Origin of the sequence: Confluentibacter citreus, from assembly GCF_002807055.1 — a bacterium.
In the GTDB taxonomy this organism is placed as follows: Bacteria; Bacteroidota; Bacteroidia; order Flavobacteriales; family Flavobacteriaceae; genus Confluentibacter; species Confluentibacter citreus.
The window spans coordinates 47,504-67,982 of record NZ_NIXN01000007.1; the positions used below are offsets into that span (position 1 = coordinate 47,504).

General features: G+C 33.7%; 21 protein-coding genes and 1 tRNA gene. 7 read left to right on the forward strand and 15 right to left on the reverse strand.

The window, feature by feature from the left end; all coding sequences use genetic code 11:
* Nucleotides 1–801 (forward strand): DUF2490 domain-containing protein, encoded by an 801-nt coding sequence (locus tag CDH49_RS13000; protein WP_157805320.1) that lies wholly within the window; start codon nt 1–3, stop codon nt 799–801.
* A gap of 27 nt (nt 802–828) precedes the next feature.
* Here the strand turns inward: CDH49_RS13000 and yidD are convergent, their stop codons facing one another.
* The 5 genes from yidD to CDH49_RS13025 form a co-directional block, all read right to left on the reverse strand.
* Nucleotides 829–1,050: a membrane protein insertion efficiency factor YidD gene (gene yidD, locus CDH49_RS13005; protein ID WP_100615973.1), complete on the reverse strand. Its 222-nt coding sequence runs from the start codon at nt 1,048–1,050 to the stop codon at nt 829–831.
* Between the two features lie 152 nt (nt 1,051–1,202).
* Nucleotides 1,203–2,684: a cysteine--tRNA ligase gene (cysS, locus tag CDH49_RS13010; RefSeq protein ID WP_100615974.1), complete on the reverse strand. Its 1,482-nt coding sequence runs from the start codon at nt 2,682–2,684 to the stop codon at nt 1,203–1,205.
* A 57-nt stretch (nt 2,685–2,741) separates the two neighbouring features.
* Nucleotides 2,742–3,419: a GTP cyclohydrolase I FolE gene (folE, locus tag CDH49_RS13015; RefSeq protein WP_100615975.1), complete on the reverse strand. Its 678-nt coding sequence runs from the start codon at nt 3,417–3,419 to the stop codon at nt 2,742–2,744.
* Between the two features lie 174 nt (nt 3,420–3,593).
* Nucleotides 3,594–5,111 (reverse strand): OmpP1/FadL family transporter, encoded by a 1,518-nt coding sequence (locus tag CDH49_RS13020; RefSeq protein ID WP_193434739.1) that lies wholly within the window; start codon nt 5,109–5,111, stop codon nt 3,594–3,596.
* Nucleotides 5,112–5,231: 120 nt separating this feature from the next.
* A complete protein-coding gene (locus CDH49_RS13025) occupies nt 5,232–6,272 on the reverse strand; it encodes a hypothetical protein (RefSeq protein WP_157805321.1) in 1,041 nt (346 codons plus the stop codon).
* A gap of 103 nt (nt 6,273–6,375) precedes the next feature.
* Between CDH49_RS13025 and proS the strand changes: the two genes are divergently transcribed.
* The 3 genes from proS to rpsT all read left to right on the forward strand — a co-directional run bounded on the left by proS (nt 6,376) and on the right by rpsT (nt 8,351).
* Entirely contained in the window at nt 6,376–7,854 is a 1,479-nt protein-coding gene (gene proS, locus CDH49_RS13030) for a proline--tRNA ligase (RefSeq protein WP_100615977.1), read from the forward strand.
* Nucleotides 7,855–8,003: 149 nt separating this feature from the next.
* Nucleotides 8,004–8,075: transfer RNA gene (locus tag CDH49_RS13035), tRNA-Glu, on the forward strand.
* A gap of 24 nt (nt 8,076–8,099) precedes the next feature.
* Nucleotides 8,100–8,351 carry a 30S ribosomal protein S20 gene (rpsT, locus tag CDH49_RS13040; RefSeq protein ID WP_100615978.1) on the forward strand — a complete coding sequence of 84 codons (252 nt, stop codon included), beginning with the start codon at nt 8,100–8,102 and terminating at the stop codon, nt 8,349–8,351.
* Nucleotides 8,352–8,606: 255 nt separating this feature from the next.
* On the opposite strand, the gene CDH49_RS13045 is transcribed toward rpsT, so the two are convergent.
* The 6 genes from CDH49_RS13045 to rho all read right to left on the reverse strand — a co-directional run bounded on the left by CDH49_RS13045 (nt 8,607) and on the right by rho (nt 14,265).
* Nucleotides 8,607–9,368, reverse strand: coding sequence for a YoaK family protein (locus CDH49_RS13045; protein WP_100615979.1), 762 nt, complete (start codon nt 9,366–9,368; stop codon nt 8,607–8,609).
* Nucleotides 9,352–9,843 carry a hypothetical protein gene (locus CDH49_RS13050; RefSeq protein ID WP_100615980.1) on the reverse strand — a complete coding sequence of 164 codons (492 nt, stop codon included), beginning with the start codon at nt 9,841–9,843 and terminating at the stop codon, nt 9,352–9,354. The genes CDH49_RS13045 and CDH49_RS13050 overlap by 17 nt, the downstream gene beginning before the upstream one ends.
* Nucleotides 9,844–9,847: 4 nt before the next feature.
* The gene (locus CDH49_RS13055; protein ID WP_100615981.1) at nt 9,848–10,333 is read right to left on the reverse strand and encodes a hypothetical protein; all 486 of its coding nucleotides are present in this window, start codon (nt 10,331–10,333) and stop codon (nt 9,848–9,850) included.
* Nucleotides 10,334–10,427: 94 nt separating this feature from the next.
* On the reverse strand, nt 10,428–11,798 hold the full coding sequence (locus CDH49_RS13060) for a sensor histidine kinase (protein WP_100615982.1): 1,371 nt from the start codon (nt 11,796–11,798) through the stop codon (nt 10,428–10,430).
* Complete coding sequence (locus CDH49_RS13065) at nt 11,782–12,495, reverse strand: response regulator transcription factor (protein ID WP_100615983.1); 714 nt, start codon at nt 12,493–12,495, stop codon at nt 11,782–11,784. Before CDH49_RS13065 ends, CDH49_RS13060 begins: the two co-directional genes overlap by 17 nt.
* A gap of 114 nt (nt 12,496–12,609) precedes the next feature.
* Nucleotides 12,610–14,265: a transcription termination factor Rho gene (rho, locus tag CDH49_RS13070; protein ID WP_100615984.1), complete on the reverse strand. Its 1,656-nt coding sequence runs from the start codon at nt 14,263–14,265 to the stop codon at nt 12,610–12,612.
* Nucleotides 14,266–14,459: 194 nt separating this feature from the next.
* Here rho and CDH49_RS13075 point away from each other — a divergent pair, with 194 nt between their 5' ends.
* The gene (locus CDH49_RS13075; RefSeq protein WP_100615985.1) at nt 14,460–14,870 is read left to right on the forward strand and encodes a DUF4293 domain-containing protein; all 411 of its coding nucleotides are present in this window, start codon (nt 14,460–14,462) and stop codon (nt 14,868–14,870) included.
* Nucleotides 14,871–14,962: 92 nt separating this feature from the next.
* Here CDH49_RS13075 and CDH49_RS13080 read toward each other — a convergent pair whose 3' ends face one another.
* On the reverse strand, nt 14,963–15,460 hold the full coding sequence (locus tag CDH49_RS13080; RefSeq protein WP_100615986.1) for a metallophosphoesterase family protein: 498 nt from the start codon (nt 15,458–15,460) through the stop codon (nt 14,963–14,965).
* A gap of 113 nt (nt 15,461–15,573) precedes the next feature.
* Here CDH49_RS13080 and truA point away from each other — a divergent pair, with 113 nt between their 5' ends.
* Together truA and CDH49_RS13090 are read left to right on the forward strand one after the other, a co-directional pair.
* Nucleotides 15,574–16,317 carry a tRNA pseudouridine(38-40) synthase TruA gene (truA, locus tag CDH49_RS13085; protein WP_100615987.1) on the forward strand — a complete coding sequence of 248 codons (744 nt, stop codon included), beginning with the start codon at nt 15,574–15,576 and terminating at the stop codon, nt 16,315–16,317.
* Complete coding sequence (locus CDH49_RS13090) at nt 16,318–18,084, forward strand: ABC transporter ATP-binding protein (RefSeq protein ID WP_100615988.1); 1,767 nt, start codon at nt 16,318–16,320, stop codon at nt 18,082–18,084.
* 3 nt (nt 18,085–18,087) lie between these two features.
* On the opposite strand, the gene CDH49_RS13095 is transcribed toward CDH49_RS13090, so the two are convergent.
* From CDH49_RS13095 to CDH49_RS13105, 3 genes are read right to left on the reverse strand one after another with little or no spacing between them, the layout of a single operon-like run.
* Nucleotides 18,088–18,870 (reverse strand): DUF3667 domain-containing protein, encoded by a 783-nt coding sequence (locus CDH49_RS13095; protein ID WP_100615989.1) that lies wholly within the window; start codon nt 18,868–18,870, stop codon nt 18,088–18,090.
* The gene (locus tag CDH49_RS13100) at nt 18,870–19,655 is read right to left on the reverse strand and encodes a diadenylate cyclase (RefSeq protein ID WP_100615990.1); all 786 of its coding nucleotides are present in this window, start codon (nt 19,653–19,655) and stop codon (nt 18,870–18,872) included. Before CDH49_RS13100 ends, CDH49_RS13095 begins: the two co-directional genes overlap by 1 nt.
* Nucleotides 19,656–19,690: 35 nt before the next feature.
* On the reverse strand, nt 19,691–20,374 hold the full coding sequence (locus CDH49_RS13105) for a hypothetical protein (RefSeq protein WP_100615991.1): 684 nt from the start codon (nt 20,372–20,374) through the stop codon (nt 19,691–19,693).
* Nucleotides 20,375–20,479 lie beyond the last annotated feature (105 nt).

The window sequence follows — 20,479 nt, forward strand, 5'->3', positions numbered from 1 at the left end:
ATGAAGCATTTATTAAAATGTATTATTGGTTTAATGTTCGTCTTTCATAATAATTTTGCACAAGACAATACCCAAAAAACCTATAAGAACACGGAAGGTTTATGGCTTGGAGCCTACACTAAATACCGCTTAAACGAAAAGATGTTCTATTATGGTGAATACCATTATAGGCGTACTAATGATTTTATTAAAGATATGGGACAAGTCTATCTAAGATTTGGGCTAACCTATTTGATTAATAAAAATGTTGAAATTACGGGTGGCGTCGTCACACCATTATATTGGGCACCTCAGCAAGATATTGAAGGACAGGATAATGTCGTACCACAGTTCCGATTTTGGGAACAAATTCTTTTTGTACAACCTCTCGAACGATTGAAGCTTTATCATCAATTCCGTTTTGAACAACGCTGGAGGCGCGATTTTATTGAAGACTCGCCATTTGAACTCACCCATAGGTTTCGTTATAAAATATCCGGTTATTATCCTCTTAACAAACCAAAACTGGTTAATAAAACATTGTTTTTATCCTTTTATGAAGAAATATTCATCCAAGCTGGAAAATCAATAACCTATGATTATTTTGAGGATAACCGAGTCTTTTTAGGTTTAGGATATATTGTTAATGAAAACATACAACTTCAAGCTGGATATATGTGGACCTTTAGATTTGCTGGGTCCCCAACTAGTTTTGAGCATCGTCATATACCGCGACTGAGTGTGTACCACAATTTAGACTTTTATAAAAAACGTTTAGAGAGGCGTAAAGAAAGTGTTAGAATTTTAGACAATGAGTTTTAACTTTTATAACCCTAATTAGTAAGGTTATCATGGTACTGGGTCGTAACCAGAACCGCCCCAAGGATGGCAACTAAATATACGTTTTATGGCTAACCAACCTCCTTTAAACAAACCATGTTTTTTTAAAGCTTCTTTACTGTAGTGCGAGCAGGTGGGTTGATATCTACAGCTTGCAGGCGTTAGGGGTGATATCAGTGTTTGGTAAACTTTAATCAAGAATAAGAATGGTATAATGAGGAGTTTTTTCATTTCAATAGTTTAATCGTTTAAAAGAATATCAAGCGGCTTTACAATTATACGACAAACATCTTCACTATATGATGTTAGTTGTTTGTCTTTTGCTGTTTATTCGAAACGTACCAGACAATTAAACAATTACACGATTAAACGAATCCACCAAATTACGACAAAGAAAAAGTCGTTCCTTCTTTACCATCCTTCAACTGGATACCAGCTTCAGCCAATTCATCACGTATTTTATCAGACAATGCAAAATCTTTATTAGCTCTGGCGTCTTGTCTTAATTTGATTAAAATATCAACAGCGGCTGATAATTTATCCGTTCCAGAATCGGTTTTTGTTACGTTTTTTAAACCTAAAACATCAAAAGCAAAAACGTTTAAGGTTTCTTTTAAAAGAGATAAATCTTCAGAGTTTAATGTTTGGGAACCCTCTTTAACTTGATTGATGTATTTAACCGCTTCAAATAAATTAGCAATTAAAATAGGAGAGTTAAAATCATCATTCATCGCATCATAACACGATTGTTTCCATGACTTTATATCTATTGAGGATGTTTCTGAAGCCTTTAAATCATCTAATAAATTAATAGCATCCATCAATCTGTAAAATCCCTTTTCGCTGGATAATAAACCGTCATCCGTTAAATCGAGAACACTTCTGTAGTGTGCTTGGGCATTAAAAAAACGTATAACACTTGGTGCAAACGCTTTACTAAAAAAATTATTATTTCCTGACAATAACTCATCTGGATTCACAATGTTCCCTGTTGATTTCGACATCCGTTGCCCATTTAATTGCAACATATTGGCATGCATCCAATAATTTACAGGTGATTGACCTTTAGCAGCTTGGTTTTGGGCAATTTCACATTCGTGGTGGGGGAATTTCAAATCCATACCACCACCATGAATATCAAAATGATCACCTAAATATTTGGTGCTCATGGCTGTACATTCTAAATGCCAACCTGGAAATCCATCGCTCCAAGGCGACGGCCAACGCATGATATGTTGCGGTTCAGCTTTTTTCCAAAGTGCAAAATCCTGTGGATTTTTTTTATCGTTTTGCCCGTCCAATTCACGGGTATTATGAATTAAATCGTCTAATTTACGTTTGCTCAATATGCCGTAATCGTTGTTCTCATTGTATTTATGAACATCAAAATATACAGAACCATTGGCTACATAAGCAAAACCATTGTCTATAATGTTTTTAATCAATTCAATTTGCTCGATAATATGACCCGTTGCCGTAGGTTCAATACTTGGTGGCAAAAAATTGAATGTATTTAATATGTTATGAAAATCAACCGTATAACGTTGCACGATTTCCATAGGTTCAATTTGTTCTAAACGCGCTTTTTTGGTGATTTTATCTTCACCGGCATCCGCATCATTTTCCAAATGGCCAGCATCGGTAATGTTCCTTACATAGCGGACTTTGTAGCCTAAATGTTTAAGATATCGGAATATCATATCAAAAGACATAAACGTCCTTACGTTCCCCAAATGTACATTGCTATAAACGGTTGGTCCGCACACATACATGCCTACATGACCTTCATTTATAGGTTTAAATTGTTCTTTTTTTCCTGAAAGCGAATTGTATATGTCGAGTTTTTGATGATGATAAAGTTGCATTGGTGTTTGGTTGTTGATTTGTTTAGTCGTTGAGTTGTTTAATCGTCAGGTAACCAACTAAAATTTAGTTTCAAGTTTTATGTAATCTAAAAATTCCCTGCGCGTGGCTTCTTCTTTAAATTTTCCACCAAACTCGGATGTTACGGTGCTACTTTCCACATCTCTGATCCCTCTAGAATTTACACATAAATGTTTGGCATCAATAACACATGCTACATCTTGTGTGTCTAAGACTTCTTGAAGTTCTTTAACAACTTGTATGGTTAAACGCTCTTGTACTTGCGGGCGTTTGGCATAATAATCTACAATACGGTTCATTTTTGAAAGCCCAACAACCCTTCCACTAGAAATGTAGGCAATGTGCGCTTTACCAACGATGGGAAGTAAATGATGCTCGCAAGTGGAATACACGGTAATGTTTTTTTCAACCAGCATTTCGCCGTATTTGTACTTGTTTTCGAATGTTGAGGCACTTGGTTTTTTCTTAGGATCTAAACCACCAAACAATTCCTTTACAAACATTTTAGCAACTCTGTTTGGTGTGCCATTTAAACTGTCGTCTGTCAAATCCAAACCCAACGTTTCCATAATATGGCGAACATCGTCTTTAATGATTTCTATTTTTTCTTCAACAGAAAGTTTAAAAGCATCCGCTCTCATAGGTGTGTTTGATGAGGTTCCAATATGATCTTCACCTAAAGCATCAAAATCCTCAATGTTTTTCTCAATTTTCATGTGTTCAAAAAACTTATTTTTAGTGGCAAAGATAAGTAATTCCGATTTGTTATGTTTTGTATTAACAAACAATTAATGCCTTCAACAACCAATCCAGAATCTATTGTAATTTATTAAATGAAAAACGCCTGGACTATATAGGTTCAGGCGTTTTAAAAAGGTGTTTAAAATATATTAAATATTGAAAGCTAATGATAGTGTTATATTTGAATTCTTATTAAGAACATTAGCTGTATCGGTTAGACCAACATTGTATAATGGTATGTCTGAATCTCTTTCGAAATAATCATAAGTTAAATCCAATTTGGTATTTCCAAAGTTATAGCCTAAACCTAATGAATATCCATTTAAATCGCCTACTGTAAAACCGTTTGCATAGGGACTTTCCTCAAAGCGATAACCACCTCTAAAACTCACTTGTTTTACTTTATATTCTGCACCAATTCTATAAGTAGAAGCGGCGGTTAATACATTGCTAACATCGTTATTTAAACCAACAAAATCTGATGTTGGTTTAAATTTAGTGGTGCTGTAATCTTTATGGGAATAATCGAAACTTATTAAGCCTTGTGTGCCAAACACATAAGCCAAACTACCTGTTATCTTTGCAGGCGTTTGTAATCTGTAATTAGGATATACATTTACAATTTGAGGATTTATGACAGCTGTAATATTTGAGCCATTTTCATCTCGCACAGAAGCTAAATATTGTGTTGTTTCTTCTGAAATTGAGTACCATGTTGACGAATCGTAGGTTAAACCAACCCTGAATTCGTTACTTAGTTTTAAGATACCTCCCAATTGAAAAGAAAAACCATTACCAGATGTGGATAGTGTATTCCCAAATTCTATGCTACTTATTAATGAGTTGTTGTTGGAATTGTCCTCATAAAGAGACGTAGTACGGTTATAATTTATAAAATGGGAATTCAAGTTTAAACCTAAATATAGATTGTCTCCATACTGTGCGGCCATGTTGAAAGCAATTTTGCCATTTAATCCTGTCGCTGCATAATAATAATCATGGTCAAAAGTTCCATTCGCCAGATTCGAGGTGTAGGACGTATTATTGTCGTCATCAACATCTGGCTCAAGTATATATGATTGATATCCTAAAAATGCTTGTTGATGCGCAAAACCAAACACATCGCCAATATCAGAATACGCAGCGGTTATAGATTCATTACCGATTAACGAAATATCTCCTAATCTCACACCGTCAGCATAGTTTAGAAAGTAAAAATCAATGGACTGATTGTTGGTATTGGTTCCAACGGCATTCCAAGTATCATTATAGTTGTTGGTCTTATCGTAAGCCACTCCGATAGTGAATTTTCTCCACGGCGAATTTGAGTTGTTATTGGCAAATACGAAAGATGCGCCACCTTGATGAATGCCGAAGTCAGATTCCGAAATAGAAGTAAATCCATTAAAATATTGGGTATCATTCTTTGTGCTTAAATTTGAAAGGGAAAAGGATGCATGACTTTGGGCAAAAACAGCTGCGCCAGCAGGGTTAATACTTACGGCGCTCATATCGCCACCCAAAGCGCCAAAAGCACCACTCATCGCTCTAAAACGAGCGGTTCCTTGAATTTCACTTTGTGAATATCTTACGGCATCAGAGATGTCTTGTGCGTAAATGTTAGACATAGATAGCAAACCTATGAATAGGAATTGTAACTTTTTCATATATGTAAAATTTGATTTTTTAGCGATCATATATGGTATCACCTTTTGATGTTGGTATTTGTTTGCAACAAACAGTTTTTTAATGGTGATTTCATACAGATTTATTTTTTTATTATGATATTAACGTCTTCTTCCTCCACCTGATGAAGCACCAGAACTATTGCCACTTCCAGAAGATCTAGAGAATGACCCAGAATTACTGCTACCACTGTTAGTAGATCTAGAATAATTTCCAGAATTAGTATTAGAGCTATTAGAATAATTAGTGTTACTTCTCCTAGATTGAGTAGAATTGTTATTGTTGGGAGAAGATGTAGCATTACTGCTATTTCTTCTTAACGAATTATTGTTAATAGTCGATTGAGAATTATTGCTGCCGTTAGTTCTACTATATGGACTAACCGTTGTGCCGCTTCTTCTGTAAGAACTATTGTATCTAGAAGTGTTGTTGTTATTATATGAGCTGCTTCTAGTGCCTATATTATTTGAAGGATAGCTGTTTCGTCTGCTGGCACTGTATGATACATTATTTCTGCCATAAAATCCGTTGCCATAAAAGTTGTTGTACCCATTAAATGCATAAAACCCCGGATTATACCAACCACCATAAAAACCGCCATAGAAACCACCATAAAAAGGATCATAAAACCCCCAATTATTCCAACGATTGCCATAGAAGCCGCCGTAAAAAGGATCATAAAAGCCCCAATTGTTCCAACGGTTACCATAGAATCCGTTAAAAAACGGTCTGTTCCACATACCTATGCCTCCCCAGCCAAAGCTTGGTTGTACATTAATAGTTACTTGGCTGTTAGTTTGTCCCCAACCACCATTACCTTGGTAGTTATTGTTATTTGGATCCTCGTCTGCATAATACTCACTTTGATATGAATCAATATCAGTAAAAATAGCGCCTTCATCATTTATACCGTCATATTCTAAAGCTTTGCTTTTAAAATAATTTTGATAGTAATCATTAGAATTATTTGGGGCGTCAACAACAGCATCTTGATTTTGAGAAATAGTTCTTGGAGCTTCACCATAAATACCATCATTGTCCACACCAACGTATTGGTAAGAACCACATGATGACACCACTAATACCAATGTGAAAATTGCTATTAAGGATGTTTTTCTTTTTAAGTAGTTAATAAATTTCATATTTCCAGAATTTTTTTTATTGTTGAACATAACAAAAATAGTTAGTTTTGCCAAACTATTTCTATATTTAACATAATCACAATTTTTGTGCCAAAACACATGTATGAGCAAAAAACTTACCAGTAGATCAGAGGATTATTCAAAATGGTATAATGAACTTGTTGTAAAAGCTGATCTAGCTGAGAACTCGGCAGTTAGGGGTTGTATGGTGATCAAACCTTATGGCTATGCTATTTGGGAAAAAATGCAGGCTGAATTAGATAAAATGTTTAAGGAAACAGGCCACCAAAATGCCTATTTCCCATTGTTTGTTCCTAAAAGTTTATTTGAAGCCGAGGAGAAAAATGCCGAAGGTTTTGCTAAGGAATGTGCCATTGTAACACATTATAGATTGCAAACCGACCCTGACAGACCAGGTAAATTACGAGTAGATCCAGATGCTAAACTGGAAGAAGAATTGATTGTGAGACCAACATCTGAGGCAATTATCTGGAACACATACAGGGGCTGGATTCAGTCATATAGGGATTTACCCTTATTAATCAATCAATGGGCGAATGTAGTACGTTGGGAAATGCGTACGCGTTTATTTTTACGCACAGCGGAATTTTTATGGCAAGAAGGACATACAGCACATGAAACGAAGGCAGAAGCTATTGCTGAAGCGGAGTTAATGAACAATGTATATGCCACATTTGCGGAAAATTTTATGGCAATTCCTGTTATTCAAGGATTAAAAACTGAGAGTGAACGTTTTGCAGGTGCCGATGAAACCTATTGTATTGAAGCATTAATGCAGGATGGAAAAGCATTGCAAGCAGGGACATCTCATTTCTTGGGGCAGAATTTTGCAAAAGCATTTGATGTGAAATTTGCAAACAAGGAAGGAAAACAGGATTATGTTTGGGCAACTTCTTGGGGAGTATCAACCCGTTTAATGGGTGCGTTAATTATGACGCATAGTGATGACCATGGCTTGGTATTGCCACCAACGTTGGCTCCTAACCAAGTGGTGATTGTACCAATTTATAAAAGTGAGGAAGAACTGAATGCTATTAATGACGTAGCTAATGGTATTTTAAAGGATTTAAGAGCTAAAAACATCTCCGTTAAGTACGATAACAGGGATACGCAGCGTCCAGGAGCAAAATTTGCCCAATATGAGTTACAGGGAGTGCCTTTGCGTATTGCGATAGGTCCAAAGGATTTAGAAAATGGTACTGTTGAAATTGCAAGACGTGATACATTGACAAAAGATGTTGTTCCTGTGGGTAGTTTAACCGAAGTCGTTGAGAATTTGTTGGCAGATATTCAAAAAGCATTATTTAAAAAGGCACTAGATTTTAGGGATTCCCATATAACTGAGGTGGGAAATTTCGAAGAATTTAAGTCTGTTTTAGAAAATAAAGGTGGTTTTATCTCAGCACATTGGGATGGCACTAATGAGACTGAAGAGAAAATAAAGGAGCTTACTAAGGCCACCATTAGATGTATTCCATTGAATAATAAGGAAGAAGCAGGCGTTTGTGTGTACACAGGAAAACCTTCAAAAGAGCGAGTCTTATTTGCAAAAGCATACTAATTTATTTTTTTTTCAAAAAAGATTAAGTAGGTCTTGTGACATTTAAAAATAGTTGTATTTTTGCATCCGCAATGGAAACATTGTGTGTTATTTGAAAAGTGTTGCAAGTTTAATTTTTATAATTATATTTGCACTCTCAAAAAAATAATGGCCCGTTCGTCTATCGGTTAGGACGCCAGGTTTTCATCCTGGTAAGAGGGGTTCGATTCCCCTACGGGCTACAATTAAAAAAAAACAAAATTAAAATGGCAAATCACAAGTCATCGTTAAAAAGAATTAGAAGTAACGAAACTAAACGTACAGTAAACAAATATCAGCATAAAACAACTCGTAATGCTATTAAAAAGTTACGTGAGTTAACTGATAAAAATGAAGCTGAGACGTTATACACTTCAGTAGTTTCTATGTTAGACAAATTAGCAAAGAAAAATGTTATTCACGCCAACAAAGCGGCTAACCTTAAATCTGGCTTGTCTAAACATATAGCAGCACTATAAGACTGAGTTACAAATTGTATTTATAAAAAAAAACCACTTCAAATAGAAGTGGTTTTTTTATTTTATATGATGTCCTGTCCTGAAATAACGTTATGTAAATTACATCGTTATGGAAACACCTAATCCAATGAAACTAATAAATGAAAACTTATAAAATCAAAAACAGCATCCAAAACGTTTTGGATGCTGTCTAATTTAATTATTATTGTCTAATAATCTGTTTCGATTTTTAGGACTAGTGAAAGACATCCAATTTTAAGTAGTTTCTAGAATACTTTTCCTTAGTTTGCTAGTTCTTTTTATGCGAATAAATTTTGTTACTTTAAGCTTATAATACTCATATAAGATAATAAATCCAATAACCGCACTTACGGCAAAGAATACTAAAAACTTAGCTTCATAGTAAATAACTCCCGCTACAATACCCCCAGCTAAATATGATGCGGCGATGGCCAACAAAACATTAAATTTAGAACGCAGTTGTTTGTTTTGTCTGTATTTCTTTTTAGTGAACATGGCCGTTAGTATCCCTACATCTGTAGTCAATCCGGTTAAGTGTGTTGTTTTAACCGAAAAATTTGAAATACTGGCTGTTAATCCATTTTGTATGCCCATTGCAAAAAGCATGGTTCCAACCATTATTTCTGTTTCCGATAGTGTTTCCCGATAATAGAAATGGCCATAATAACCTACAGCCAACAAGCATATAATTTCTATTATTAAAGGAGCTGAGTGAGCCAGATAAGAGTTGTTTTTATTGAAATTTATAATAATAATGTTAGAAACAAAATTTCCTATGAAGAACAAAAATATCCATGCAAACACAACGGAAGCTTGATACCAATTTCCTTTTGATATTTCTTCGGCTAATATGGCATAATGACCCGTAACGTTGGAAGTAAAAGCAAAGAATATAATTAAGGACGTAACATTCACCATGCCAGCAGAGAAAGCCGAAAGTGACCCTAATTGGATGTTGTCCTTTAATGTTCTACTATTACTAAATTTTCTGAGCATATTTGTCTTCTTTTATTCTTTCAAAAGTCATTTTTACAATTCCCTTAGCTTGGATATCTGTACTAAAATAGAGAACCATTTGGTCGTTGTTTAAAACTTGAATATTATAATGTTCAATTTTATTGGTATTATGGGATAACTCTAAAATATTACCTCTTCCTTTCATGGTCCATGACAACATTTCGTTGTTTATGTCAGATGTCAATTCCAGATTTCCGTTTGAAGAGAAATTCCAAACCTCTGCTTCATGGATAATCAATTCTTTACATATTTCAGTTTTTATAGCATCGCTTATTTTTTTGTCAGCGTTGATATTTTCTGATTTTTCATATTCCCATGATATTTCTTTCCACGAACCTTCAATATGCTTCGTTGGAGATACCAATACCATTGTGTTTATAATGGAAATTATGAATCCTACAACTAATAAGGTGCTGGAAACTAAAACAATGAGATTTGAATTTTTTATATTCATAATCTTATGAGGTTAAAAGTTTGAATAGGCTGCTTCCTTGTGTAGATGTAGCATATTCCTTTGCGTAGCTAACGGTTTCAGTATACAAAGAAGATTTTTTTATAAAAGGGACTATATCAAAGCCTTGCTTATATTTATAATCCATAACATCATCAGATTCAGGAATTACGGAATAATTGATTTGATTACCTTCTATAAAGGCGTTGAATGCGTTTTGGTTAAAGCCATGAAAAAGTTCAACCCTTAGAGAGTTGATTTTAGAACTGTATTTGTTCATGATAATTTCTTTAGCCTCTGTGAATTCGTTGTCTTCCAATTCTTTTAGGACACTTTTAGTAGAGTAGAAAAGAAGATCGGATATAGACCATGATAGTCTTTTTCCATATCCAAGAATAATATTTACTTTTTCGTCTTGTTCGCTATTTAAAGCATTTTTTAAAATAGATAATGAGTCTGCGGTAAAATCAGTTGGGATAAGAATTGTTTTCATAGATATTGCTTTTTACGATTTTGTTTGAAGCAAATCTAGAGGGATGGGTTTAAAAGGGGTTTAAAATGAGATTAAAATGAGATTAGAAAATATGTTAAGAAAATTTAAAAAGGGGCAGTTTTATTTCAACCATAGTTTCAACGTTTTCTTCAGAAGATACAATTAATTCGCCATCATGCATTTTTATGAGGTTTCTGGTAAGAGGCAAACCAATACCGTATCCTTCATGAACTCCCACGTTAGAAGCTCTAAAAAAAGGATCGTAAATATAAGGCATATCTTTTTTGGGGATTCCTATACCATGGTCTTTAATAATGATGATGGCATTTGTATCTGAAACTGCTAAAGCAACATATACGTCTTTTTTATCTGAATATTTGCAGGCATTAATAAGTAAATTTGAAATTGCAAGCTCCAATAATTGGGAATTTCCCATGATTTTAAGCTTGTCGGATGTTTCCGGTAGCAGGCTAAAGTCTATATGAACTTTCGTATTGCTGTAAATTTTTTCAACAGTTTGTACAGCATCCATGAGTACTTGGTCTACTCTTAATAGCTTGTTTTTTTGCACTTTCCCATTAAAACCTGTTTGTGCCAAATATAGAAGCGCTTGGGTTTTTTTACTGAGTTTCTCAGCTTCTTCAAGTATATTGGTCAGTGCTGCTTCATAATCTTCTGTGCTTCTCTCTTTGGTAAGGGTAACTTCTGCTTCTCCTATAATATTGGTTAAAGGTGTATTGAGCTCGTGAGAGGCATTGCTTATAAAATTATTTTGTGTTTCAAAGGAGGCTTCCAGCCTGTTTAGCATATTATTAAAGGTAAGCGAAAGTAATCGTAGCTCTGCATTTTTTTTAGGAATATCCAATCGTAAATTCAGATTTTTTGTGCTAATGGTATTCATTTTTTTAATAATGCTCCTTAAGGGTTTTACCACCACGCGAGAGAAAAAGTATGATATTAGAAAAATAATTACAACCGAAAATATGATGGCAGTTATAAGTGAATTCTCTAAATAAGCCATGTGGTGTGTACTATAATAATTTTCGGCAGAAGCAAAAACCAGGTAGTCTTTGTTTTCGGAAGATGTGTAATAGACTAAAGAGTAAAATGTATTGTCTTTTTTATAAAATGCCCGTTTTTCTTCTTTTCCCTTTTGTATGAAATCATTAGGTAATTCTAGTTTTTTTAAGTCTGATTCTGAAGTCTTACTGGCTAAATCTATAATAGTTATTTTTTCATTAGGTAATTCTTCCAGATAGTCTTGCCTAATTTCTTTAATAGTTCTGGTATCGTTTCCACTTTCTAATAGTATGGTTGCTGAAGTTATTGCCCTAATTTCAAGTCTCTTGAAAAAATCATCATAAGAGAAATTGGCAATAGAATAATAGATAAAGCCACTAAATATAAGCGTGAATAGTAAAAAGATGGACGATAAGAATAAAATTATTTTAGTTTGCGTTTTCATCTGGTTCTTTTAGTACATAGCCCATACCAATAATAGTTTGTATTAGCCTAACTGAATTTGGGCGTTCTAATTTTTTCCTTAAATAATTTATATAAACATCTACTACATTTGTTCCAAGATTAAAGTTTATTCCCCAAACATGGTCCAAAATAGTGTTACGGGAGATAACCCGTTCTTTATTATTTAAAAATAGAAGTAAAAGATTATATTCTGTTAATGTTAGGGATAGTTCAACGCCATTTCTTTTGGCTATTTTTTTTGAGTCGTTTACTTCAATATCAGAATATGTGTAGAGCTCTTCTTCAGCATTGAATTCGTAATCTTCAGAGCGTCTTATTAAACTGTTTATTCTTGCCGTTAATTCAATAAACTTGAATGGTTTTACTAAATAATCATCGGCACCCATATCCAATCCATGTGCTATATTTTCAACACTTCCCAGTGCTGTTAAAAACAAGATAGGAACTTGTTGATTGTTGTTTCTTATTCTTTTACAAATTTCAATGCCATTAATATCGGGTAACATGATGTCAATAATAATGAGATTAAATTTATTGCCAAGTGCCCAATCAAGTCCATGTTCACCATTCAAAGCAATCGTTACTTCAAACCCTTTTTCAGTAAGTCCTTTATTTATAAAAGCACATACTTTTGTGTCATCTTCAATAAGTAATATTTTTTTCTTTGAGTTGGGCATACGTTACATGTAAAACTTTACCTATTTAAATATAGCTATAAATTGAATTCTAAAAAAAAAATGCTTTTGAAATTGTGATTCCAAAAGCATTTTTAAAAGTTTGTTAAAATGCTTTTATCCGTTCATGGATATTAAAAATTCTTCGTTATTTCTAGTTTGTTTAAAGCGTTCGTTAATGAACTCCATAGCTTCAACAGGGTTCATGTCTGCTAAATATTTTCGCATCACCCACATACGTTGAATGGTGTTTTCGTCTAATAACAAATCGTCTCTACGTGTACTTGATGATGTTAAGTCGATAGCAGGGAAAATTCTACGGTTGGATATTTTTCTGTCCAGCTGAAGCTCCATATTTCCAGTTCCTTTAAATTCCTCGAAAATGACTTCGTCCATTTTAGAGCCTGTTTCTGTTAAAGCCGTTGCAATAATGGTTAAAGAACCGCCATTTTCAATATTTCTGGCAGCCCCAAAAAAACGTTTTGGTTTGTGCAACGCATTAGCATCTACACCACCACTTAATATTTTACCCGATGCTGGTTGTACCGTATTGTAAGCTCTTGCTAAACGTGTAATGGAATCTAAAAGAATCACCACATCATGTCCACATTCCACCAAACGTTTTGCTTTTTCTAAAACAATATTAGCAATTTTTACGTGCTCGTGTGCTTCCTTATCAAACGTTGATGCAATAACTTCTCCACGGACATTACGTTGCATATCGGTGACCTCTTCAGGGCGTTCATCAATAAGCAATATCATTTGGTAAACTTCAGGATGATTGGCAGCAATAGCATTCGCCACATCTTTAAGCAACATGGTTTTTCCTGTTTTGGGCTGTGATACAATCATACCACGTTGTCCTTTTCCAATAGGAGAAAATAAATCCATGATTCTTGTAGAGATGGTACTTTGTTTTTCTGCTAATTTGAATTTTTCTTTAGGGAACAATGGCGTTAAATGCTCAAAGGATACGCGGTCTCTGACCACATTTGGATTTTGACCATTAATTTTGCTCACTTTTATTAGAGGAAAATATTTTTCACCTTCTTTTGGAGGTCTTACATGACCTAGAACGGTATCGCCGGTTTTTAAGCCAAACAAACGTATTTGAGATTGCGACACATAAATATCGTCTGGTGATGATAAGTAATTATAATCCGATGATCTTAAAAAGCCATAACCATCCACCATAATATCCAATACACCTTCACTTTCTATGATGGCATCAAATTCAAAATCCGGTTCACGATAGCGATTTCTGCCATCTTTATTGCCAGTATCAACATTACCGTTCTTTTGATTTGGGTTTTGGTTTGGATTTTGATTTGGGTTTTGGTTTTTATTTTTATGCTGAGGGTTATTATCTCTTTTTTGATGCGGTTTTTGGGCCTCTTTTGGTCTTGGATTCGGAACATTTTTTGTTATTTGTTCTTCTTTCTTCGGAACAATAGCAGCCACGGGCTCGTTTGCAGATTCAGTTGTAATAGTCTCTACTAAAGGTTTTTCGTCTTTCTTAGGTTGGGGTGTGTTTTTAATAGGTTTTTGAACACGCGCTCTAGGTTTTTTTTCTTCTTTATTAGATATTTCTTTACTAGGCAATGTAGGTTCTGCTACTTCGGTTACAACTTTTGGGTCAGCTGCTTGTTTGTCTAATATTTGGTAAACTAAATCTTGTTTTTTTAATGTGCGGTATTTTGGTATGTCCAATTTCTGCGCAATCTCTTGTAAATCAGAGAGTTTTTTATCGTTTAACTGTGAAATTTCAAACATTGATGTTGAATTGAATATTTTATTTTGAAAAAATTTTGAATTATTCTGAAAAAATGATTTTTTAATCTGAAGAATTAACAACTTACTACTGTGATTGTTGTGAATTGTTACTGCAATTATACAACTTATTTTTAATTTTTAGCACTAATTTTATAAAGAAACTGTTATTTTTGCTTCCAAGTTTTTTTAATGATATGTTACAGCGAATTCAGACTATCTATTTATTAATAGCTTTCATTATTTCTGGTGGATTAATATTTATTTTCCCTATTTGGAAATTAAATGATGGTGTAGAGGTATTTGCAACAAGTAGTATATTGATTTCATGTTTGTTTTTTGGTTCTGCTATATTATCATTAATAGCTATATTTATGTTTAAGAACAGGAAGCTTCAATTTGTATTGGGCCGACTTGCCATCATATTAAACTTTTTTTTACTAGGATTTTTTGTGTATCAATCTCTAACGGTATCTGGAGAGGCAGAAGCTTCCGAGAAAGGTATTGGGATGTTCCTTCCTATTGTTTCTATCGTTTTTTTGGCTCTGGCCAATAAAGCCATCAAAAAGGATGAAGATCTCGTAAAATCTGTAGATCGATTGCGATAAACCTAACATCTTAGTAGTATTAGTGCGTTAGCCCAAGGTGAAGATCTTGGGCTTTTTTTTTGTCCCAAACTAAAAGCATCCTGAATGGAGTATTAATGCCGTTTTTCAAATTCTATGACTTCTAAATTATCAATTTTACTGCCATCAATCGTAAAGCGTAACATGGTACGTGTTTTATGAAATCCATGTTTGCCAACAGCGCCAGGATTCATGTGAAGCAAATTTAATTTTTTATCGGGCATCACTTTTAATATGTGTGAGTGTCCACAAATAAACAGTTTGGGTGGGCGCAACCTAATTTCATCACGTATTCTCATATCATAAGTATTTGGATAACCTCCAATATGGGTTATCCAAACATCCACATTTTCACACATAAAGCGATTGTTTTCTGGAAATTCCATGCGTATTTTGTTGTCATCAATATTGCCGAATACACCTTTCAGGGGCTTTAATTTTTTAATGGCATCCGTTACTTTTAAATCACCAATATCTCCAGCATGCCACACTTCATCTGCTTGTTTTACATATTTTAATATGTCATCATCTATATAGCTATGGGTATCAGAAAGTAATAATATTTTTATCATAAATTAAGTTCGCTGTAGCGAATATCTTTTAATATTTAATTAAGAAAGCTAACTTCGTAGGAATAACAAATCTGTCTATCTTTGTCGTTTTAACAAAAGTATTAAAAAAATAGGTGAGGTATTTTATTGAACTTTCTTATAACGGCAAGGCATATCATGGTTGGCAAAATCAGCCAAAATCTATTTCTGTGCAAGAAGTTATAGAAGATAGTTTGTCTAAGTTATTAAGTGACACTATAGCTATTGTTGGAGCCGGCAGAACGGATACAGGTGTGCACTCATCACAAATGTTCGCTCATTTTGATACCGAAATAGCTTTTAGGGAAGACGATTTGGTTTTTAAACTTAATTCTTTTTTGCCGAAGGATATTGCTGTACATACCATTTTTAAAGTAAGAGACAATGCTCATGCGCGTTTTGATGCGTTAAGCAGAACGTATTTATATAGAATCACATTCCAAAAAAATGTGTTTACATTTGATAACACGTTTTACGTGAAACAAGATTTGGATGTTGATACCATGAATGAAGCTTCAAAAATCTTATTTCAGTATAAAGATTTTCAATGTTTTTCAAAAAGTAAAACAGATGTTAAAACCTTTGATTGTGATATTATGGAAGCTGAGTGGTTTTTTAAAGAGGACGAACTTCATTTCGTCATAAAGGCCGATAGGTTTTTACGAAATATGGTGAGGGCGATTGTTGGAACGATGATAAATATTGGAATAGGTAAATTGAATATGGAGGATTTGCATACCATAATAATATCTAAGAATAGGAGTGAAGCTGGGTTTTCCGTACCTGCTCATGCGTTGTATTTAATAGAGGTTGCATATCCAAATAACTTAAAACTTTAGATGAGCGATAAAAAGGAAAACAAGTTTGATGTTAATTTATTTTCGCGGCTGCTTAAATATATAAAGCCTTATACCACGATTTTTGTAGGCGTTTTGGTGTCTGTGCTTATTATTGCAATATTAGCTGCATTAACGCCTCATATCTTGCAAATAGCTGTCGATGAAAATTTAGCCAAAAACGAACTCGAAGGGTTTTCATTTTATATTATTTTAATGATTGTTCTCTTAATCCTGGAGTTTGCATTTCAGCTTATATTTATTTATTATTCGAGTTGGTTGGGACAAAATGTGGTGAAGGATGTTCGGGTGAAATTGTTTAATCACCTACTTAACTTTAAAATGAAGTATTACGATAATTCTTCAGTAGGGGTACTCATTACACGTTCTGTAACGGATATGGAACGTATTGCAGATATTTTTGGACAAGGATTATTTACTATTTTCAGGGAATTGCTTACCATGATAGTGGTATCAGGTTTTATGATTTACAAAAGTTGGAAACTAAGTCTTATTGTGTTTATAATATTGCCTTTGTTGATGTACGCCACCCGTATATTTCAAAAATACATGAAAATTGCTTTTGAAGATGTGCGTAATGAAGTGTCCAACCTCAATTCCTTCGTTCAAGAACGATTAACGGGCATGAAAATACTCCAGCTTTTTGTTAGGGAAGATATTGAAAGTAAAAAGTTTAGAGAGATCAATGAGCGTCATAAAAAAGCATGGTTAAAAACCATTTGGTACAACTCCATATTTTTTCCGGTAGCAGATTTGGCATCGTCACTCGCCATTGGTTTGGTAGTTTGGTATGCCGGTTTGGCCATGGTCATAAACGATGGGGCAACGCAAGGTCTTATTTTTGCTTTTATCATGTACATTCCTAAACTTTTCAGACCATTGAGCAGGATTGCAGATAACTTTAATGCACTTCAAATGGGTATGGTCGCTGCCAATAGAGTATTTAATATTTTGGATACCAATTCGCAAATTGATGATAAAGGCACTAAAAATATCACGCATTTTAAAGGCGATATTGTTTTTAAAGATATCTACTTTAGCTATGTTGAAGACGAAACGGTTTTAAAAGGTGTGTCTTTAGAAGTTGAAGCCGGACAAACCGTTGCCATTGTTGGAGCTACAGGCGCAGGAAAATCGACCATTATTAATTTATTGAGCCGCTTTTATGAAATAGATAAAGGTGTTATTACTGTTGATGGTATTGATATAAAAGATGTGACTTTATTATCCTTAAGAAATCAGATTTCAGTGGTTTTACAAGATGTCTTTTTATTTGCAGATACCATTTTAAGCAATATTACCCTTAATAAACCAAACATAACCGAAGCCGAAGTTCAGCAAGCTGCTAAAGATATCGGCATACACGATTTTATTATGAGTTTGCCCGATGGTTATCATTATAATGTTAAAGAACGTGGTGCGATGTTATCTTCTGGTCAACGTCAATTAATCTCATTTTTAAGAGCTTATGTATCCAATCCGAGTATTTTGGTTTTGGATGAAGCAACTTCTTCCGTAGATTCTTATTCAGAACAGCTTATTCAAAATGCCACCGATAAAATAACAACAGGAAGAACATCCATTGTTATAGCGCACAGATTGGCAACTATTAAAAAAGCTGATAAAATTATAGTGATGGATGCGGGTGAAATTGTGGAGCAAGGCACACACAATGAGTTGCTTAAAAAAGAAAATGGATACTACAAAAACTTATATGAAGTTCAATTTTTAAAGGAAGAAGTGATTTAGTTTTTATTTTGCGGGAACCAAATCCTGAAGGGATAGGTTTTCTGTAATAATTATCAAAATAGTCATTATTATAGAGAGCACAACGTAAATAATAAAGCCTAAAGGCAAAAACGCCAGTGTTTTCATTAGCATTTGTTTTCCGTTTAATTTGAATAAGCGTTTTAAAAGAAAAATGTGATAAATAAACAATAGGAAATAAATCCCTAAACTAAAAGTCATGTAACTTTTTGGGGCAATCAAAATGATAAATACTGTTAAAAATATGGACACTATGGAAGATAATGACATGGTGTATAAATAAATTACAACATGTTCTGTAAAGTTGTATTTTTTGTTTAGGAACACTATCCAAGAAATGATTGCAAAAGCAGGAATTATAGAAAAATATATAAATGAACTGTAATCGAAAATAAAATTAGATAAAGCCTCATTAAGTTTTTCTTGCCCTTGATAATTAGAAAACCCCGAAAAATCCATGCCCTCTTTCAGGTTGTCTTGAAAAAAGAATAAATAAAAGCCAGAAAGTGTAAAGGAGATGGCTAAAAAATTAACAGGATTTATATACTTTTTTCTAACGCCATTCACATAACTATCAATGACTTCATCAGGTTTTACAAATAAATTAGCAATGGTTCTAAAGAACTTGTTATCGTAGTTTAAATAGGTTTCTGTAAATTGCTGAAATAAATTTTTTAAAGTTAATCTTTTTTTAACAACCTGAGCGCCACAAGAATTACAATATTGGCTTGTATCAGTTAATAGATGATCACAATTTTTACAGTTCATTAAGCCAAATCATTTTTAATAATTTCAGTAAGCTCCGCATTGTCTTTAAACAACACGAATTCGCCATCCTTAAAATAAGAAATATGTCCTGTTTCTTCACTGACAGCCAATGCCACGGCATCTGTTTTTTCGGTAACTCCAATAGCGGCTCTGTGGCGTAATCCAAAACGTCTAGGAATTACTTTATCGTTATTAACTGGAAGAATAACACGGGTTGCTTTGACTATATTATTACTGATTATTATGGCCCCATCGTGCAACGGGCTGTTTTTGAAGAAGATACTTTCTATAATGGGTTGCGTGACTTTAATATTCATTTCGTCACCTGTTGCGGTTAGGAAATCTAAATTATTATTGCGTTCAAAAACAATTAAAGCACCCGTTTTGGACATTGACATTTTATTGCAAGCAGAAATAATGGTATCTACATTGGTTTCATCACCGGTTTCGGTTTGTAAAAATTTAAATTGGGCTAAAAACTTTCCTTTTTTACTAAAATTGGTAGAGCCAACCATAAGCAGGAATTTTCTAATTTCGGGCTGAAAGACCACAATAAGCGCAATAATACCAACCTTCATAAACCCCCCAAGAATGCTGGTAAGCAATGCCATATTTAAAAAATCTGTAAGTCTAAAAATCAAATAAATAATAATGATACCAATAAAAATATTAATGGCAACAGTGCCTTTTATTAACTTGTAGATGTAATAGAGTAGAAGTGCTACCAAAAAAACATCTATGATGTCTATAACCGTAAATTTTAAAAGGTCTTTAAAGATTTCCAAGGTATATGGGTTTTGGTAAATTTAATAAAATATGGTTAATTATGGAGAAACTCTTGATTTGATATTTTGAGATGTTTAAAATCAGATTTTAACAGTATGGATTTATAGGTGATATACTCTTGAAATGACAACTGCTCATTAAAATTTAAATATATAGTAGTTTGCGTGGTGTCCAATTTTTTTAAATGATCTAGCAACTCGTTTTTGTTGGTCATGATTATAAAAGGTTCGGAATTCGGATTGATAATCGAAATCTCGCCATCCAAATTAAAGCTAATCGGTTTTATGTTTTGCTTATTTTTAAATTCTGTAATTTTTGTCATATACGTTTCAGAAGATTCTTCATGGTAAACCAGATCTGTAAATTCAATAAATCCTAAGGTTTTTTTGCTTGTATCATTACAGGTGAAATAATTTTTGGCGTTTTCTCTTTTGTGCTCCGAGTTTTGCTTTTTATTCTGAAGAAATTTTACTTGTGGGAATACTTGCTTTAAGGTTAAGCGCTTATCCACATTTACCAACCAATTGGTAGAGCTTATTAAGTTTTTTCTATTGAGTTCAATATTGTCAGGATTCGATTCGTCATAAAATAAATATGCAGCAGAGATATCCTGTATTTCAGAAATGGTTGAATGATTAATTTCAGGAAGCTGAACCGCTTTATCCTTTCCGCAGGAAATAATAAACAATAAAAAAATAAGTGGGTATGTGTTTTTCATAGAGAAGAGTTAGATAGTTAGATGTTTGGAAAGTTAGACGGTTAGACAAGTTAGATGGTTAGAAATTTAGATAGTTACAAGATTAAACGATTCAACAGTTAAACA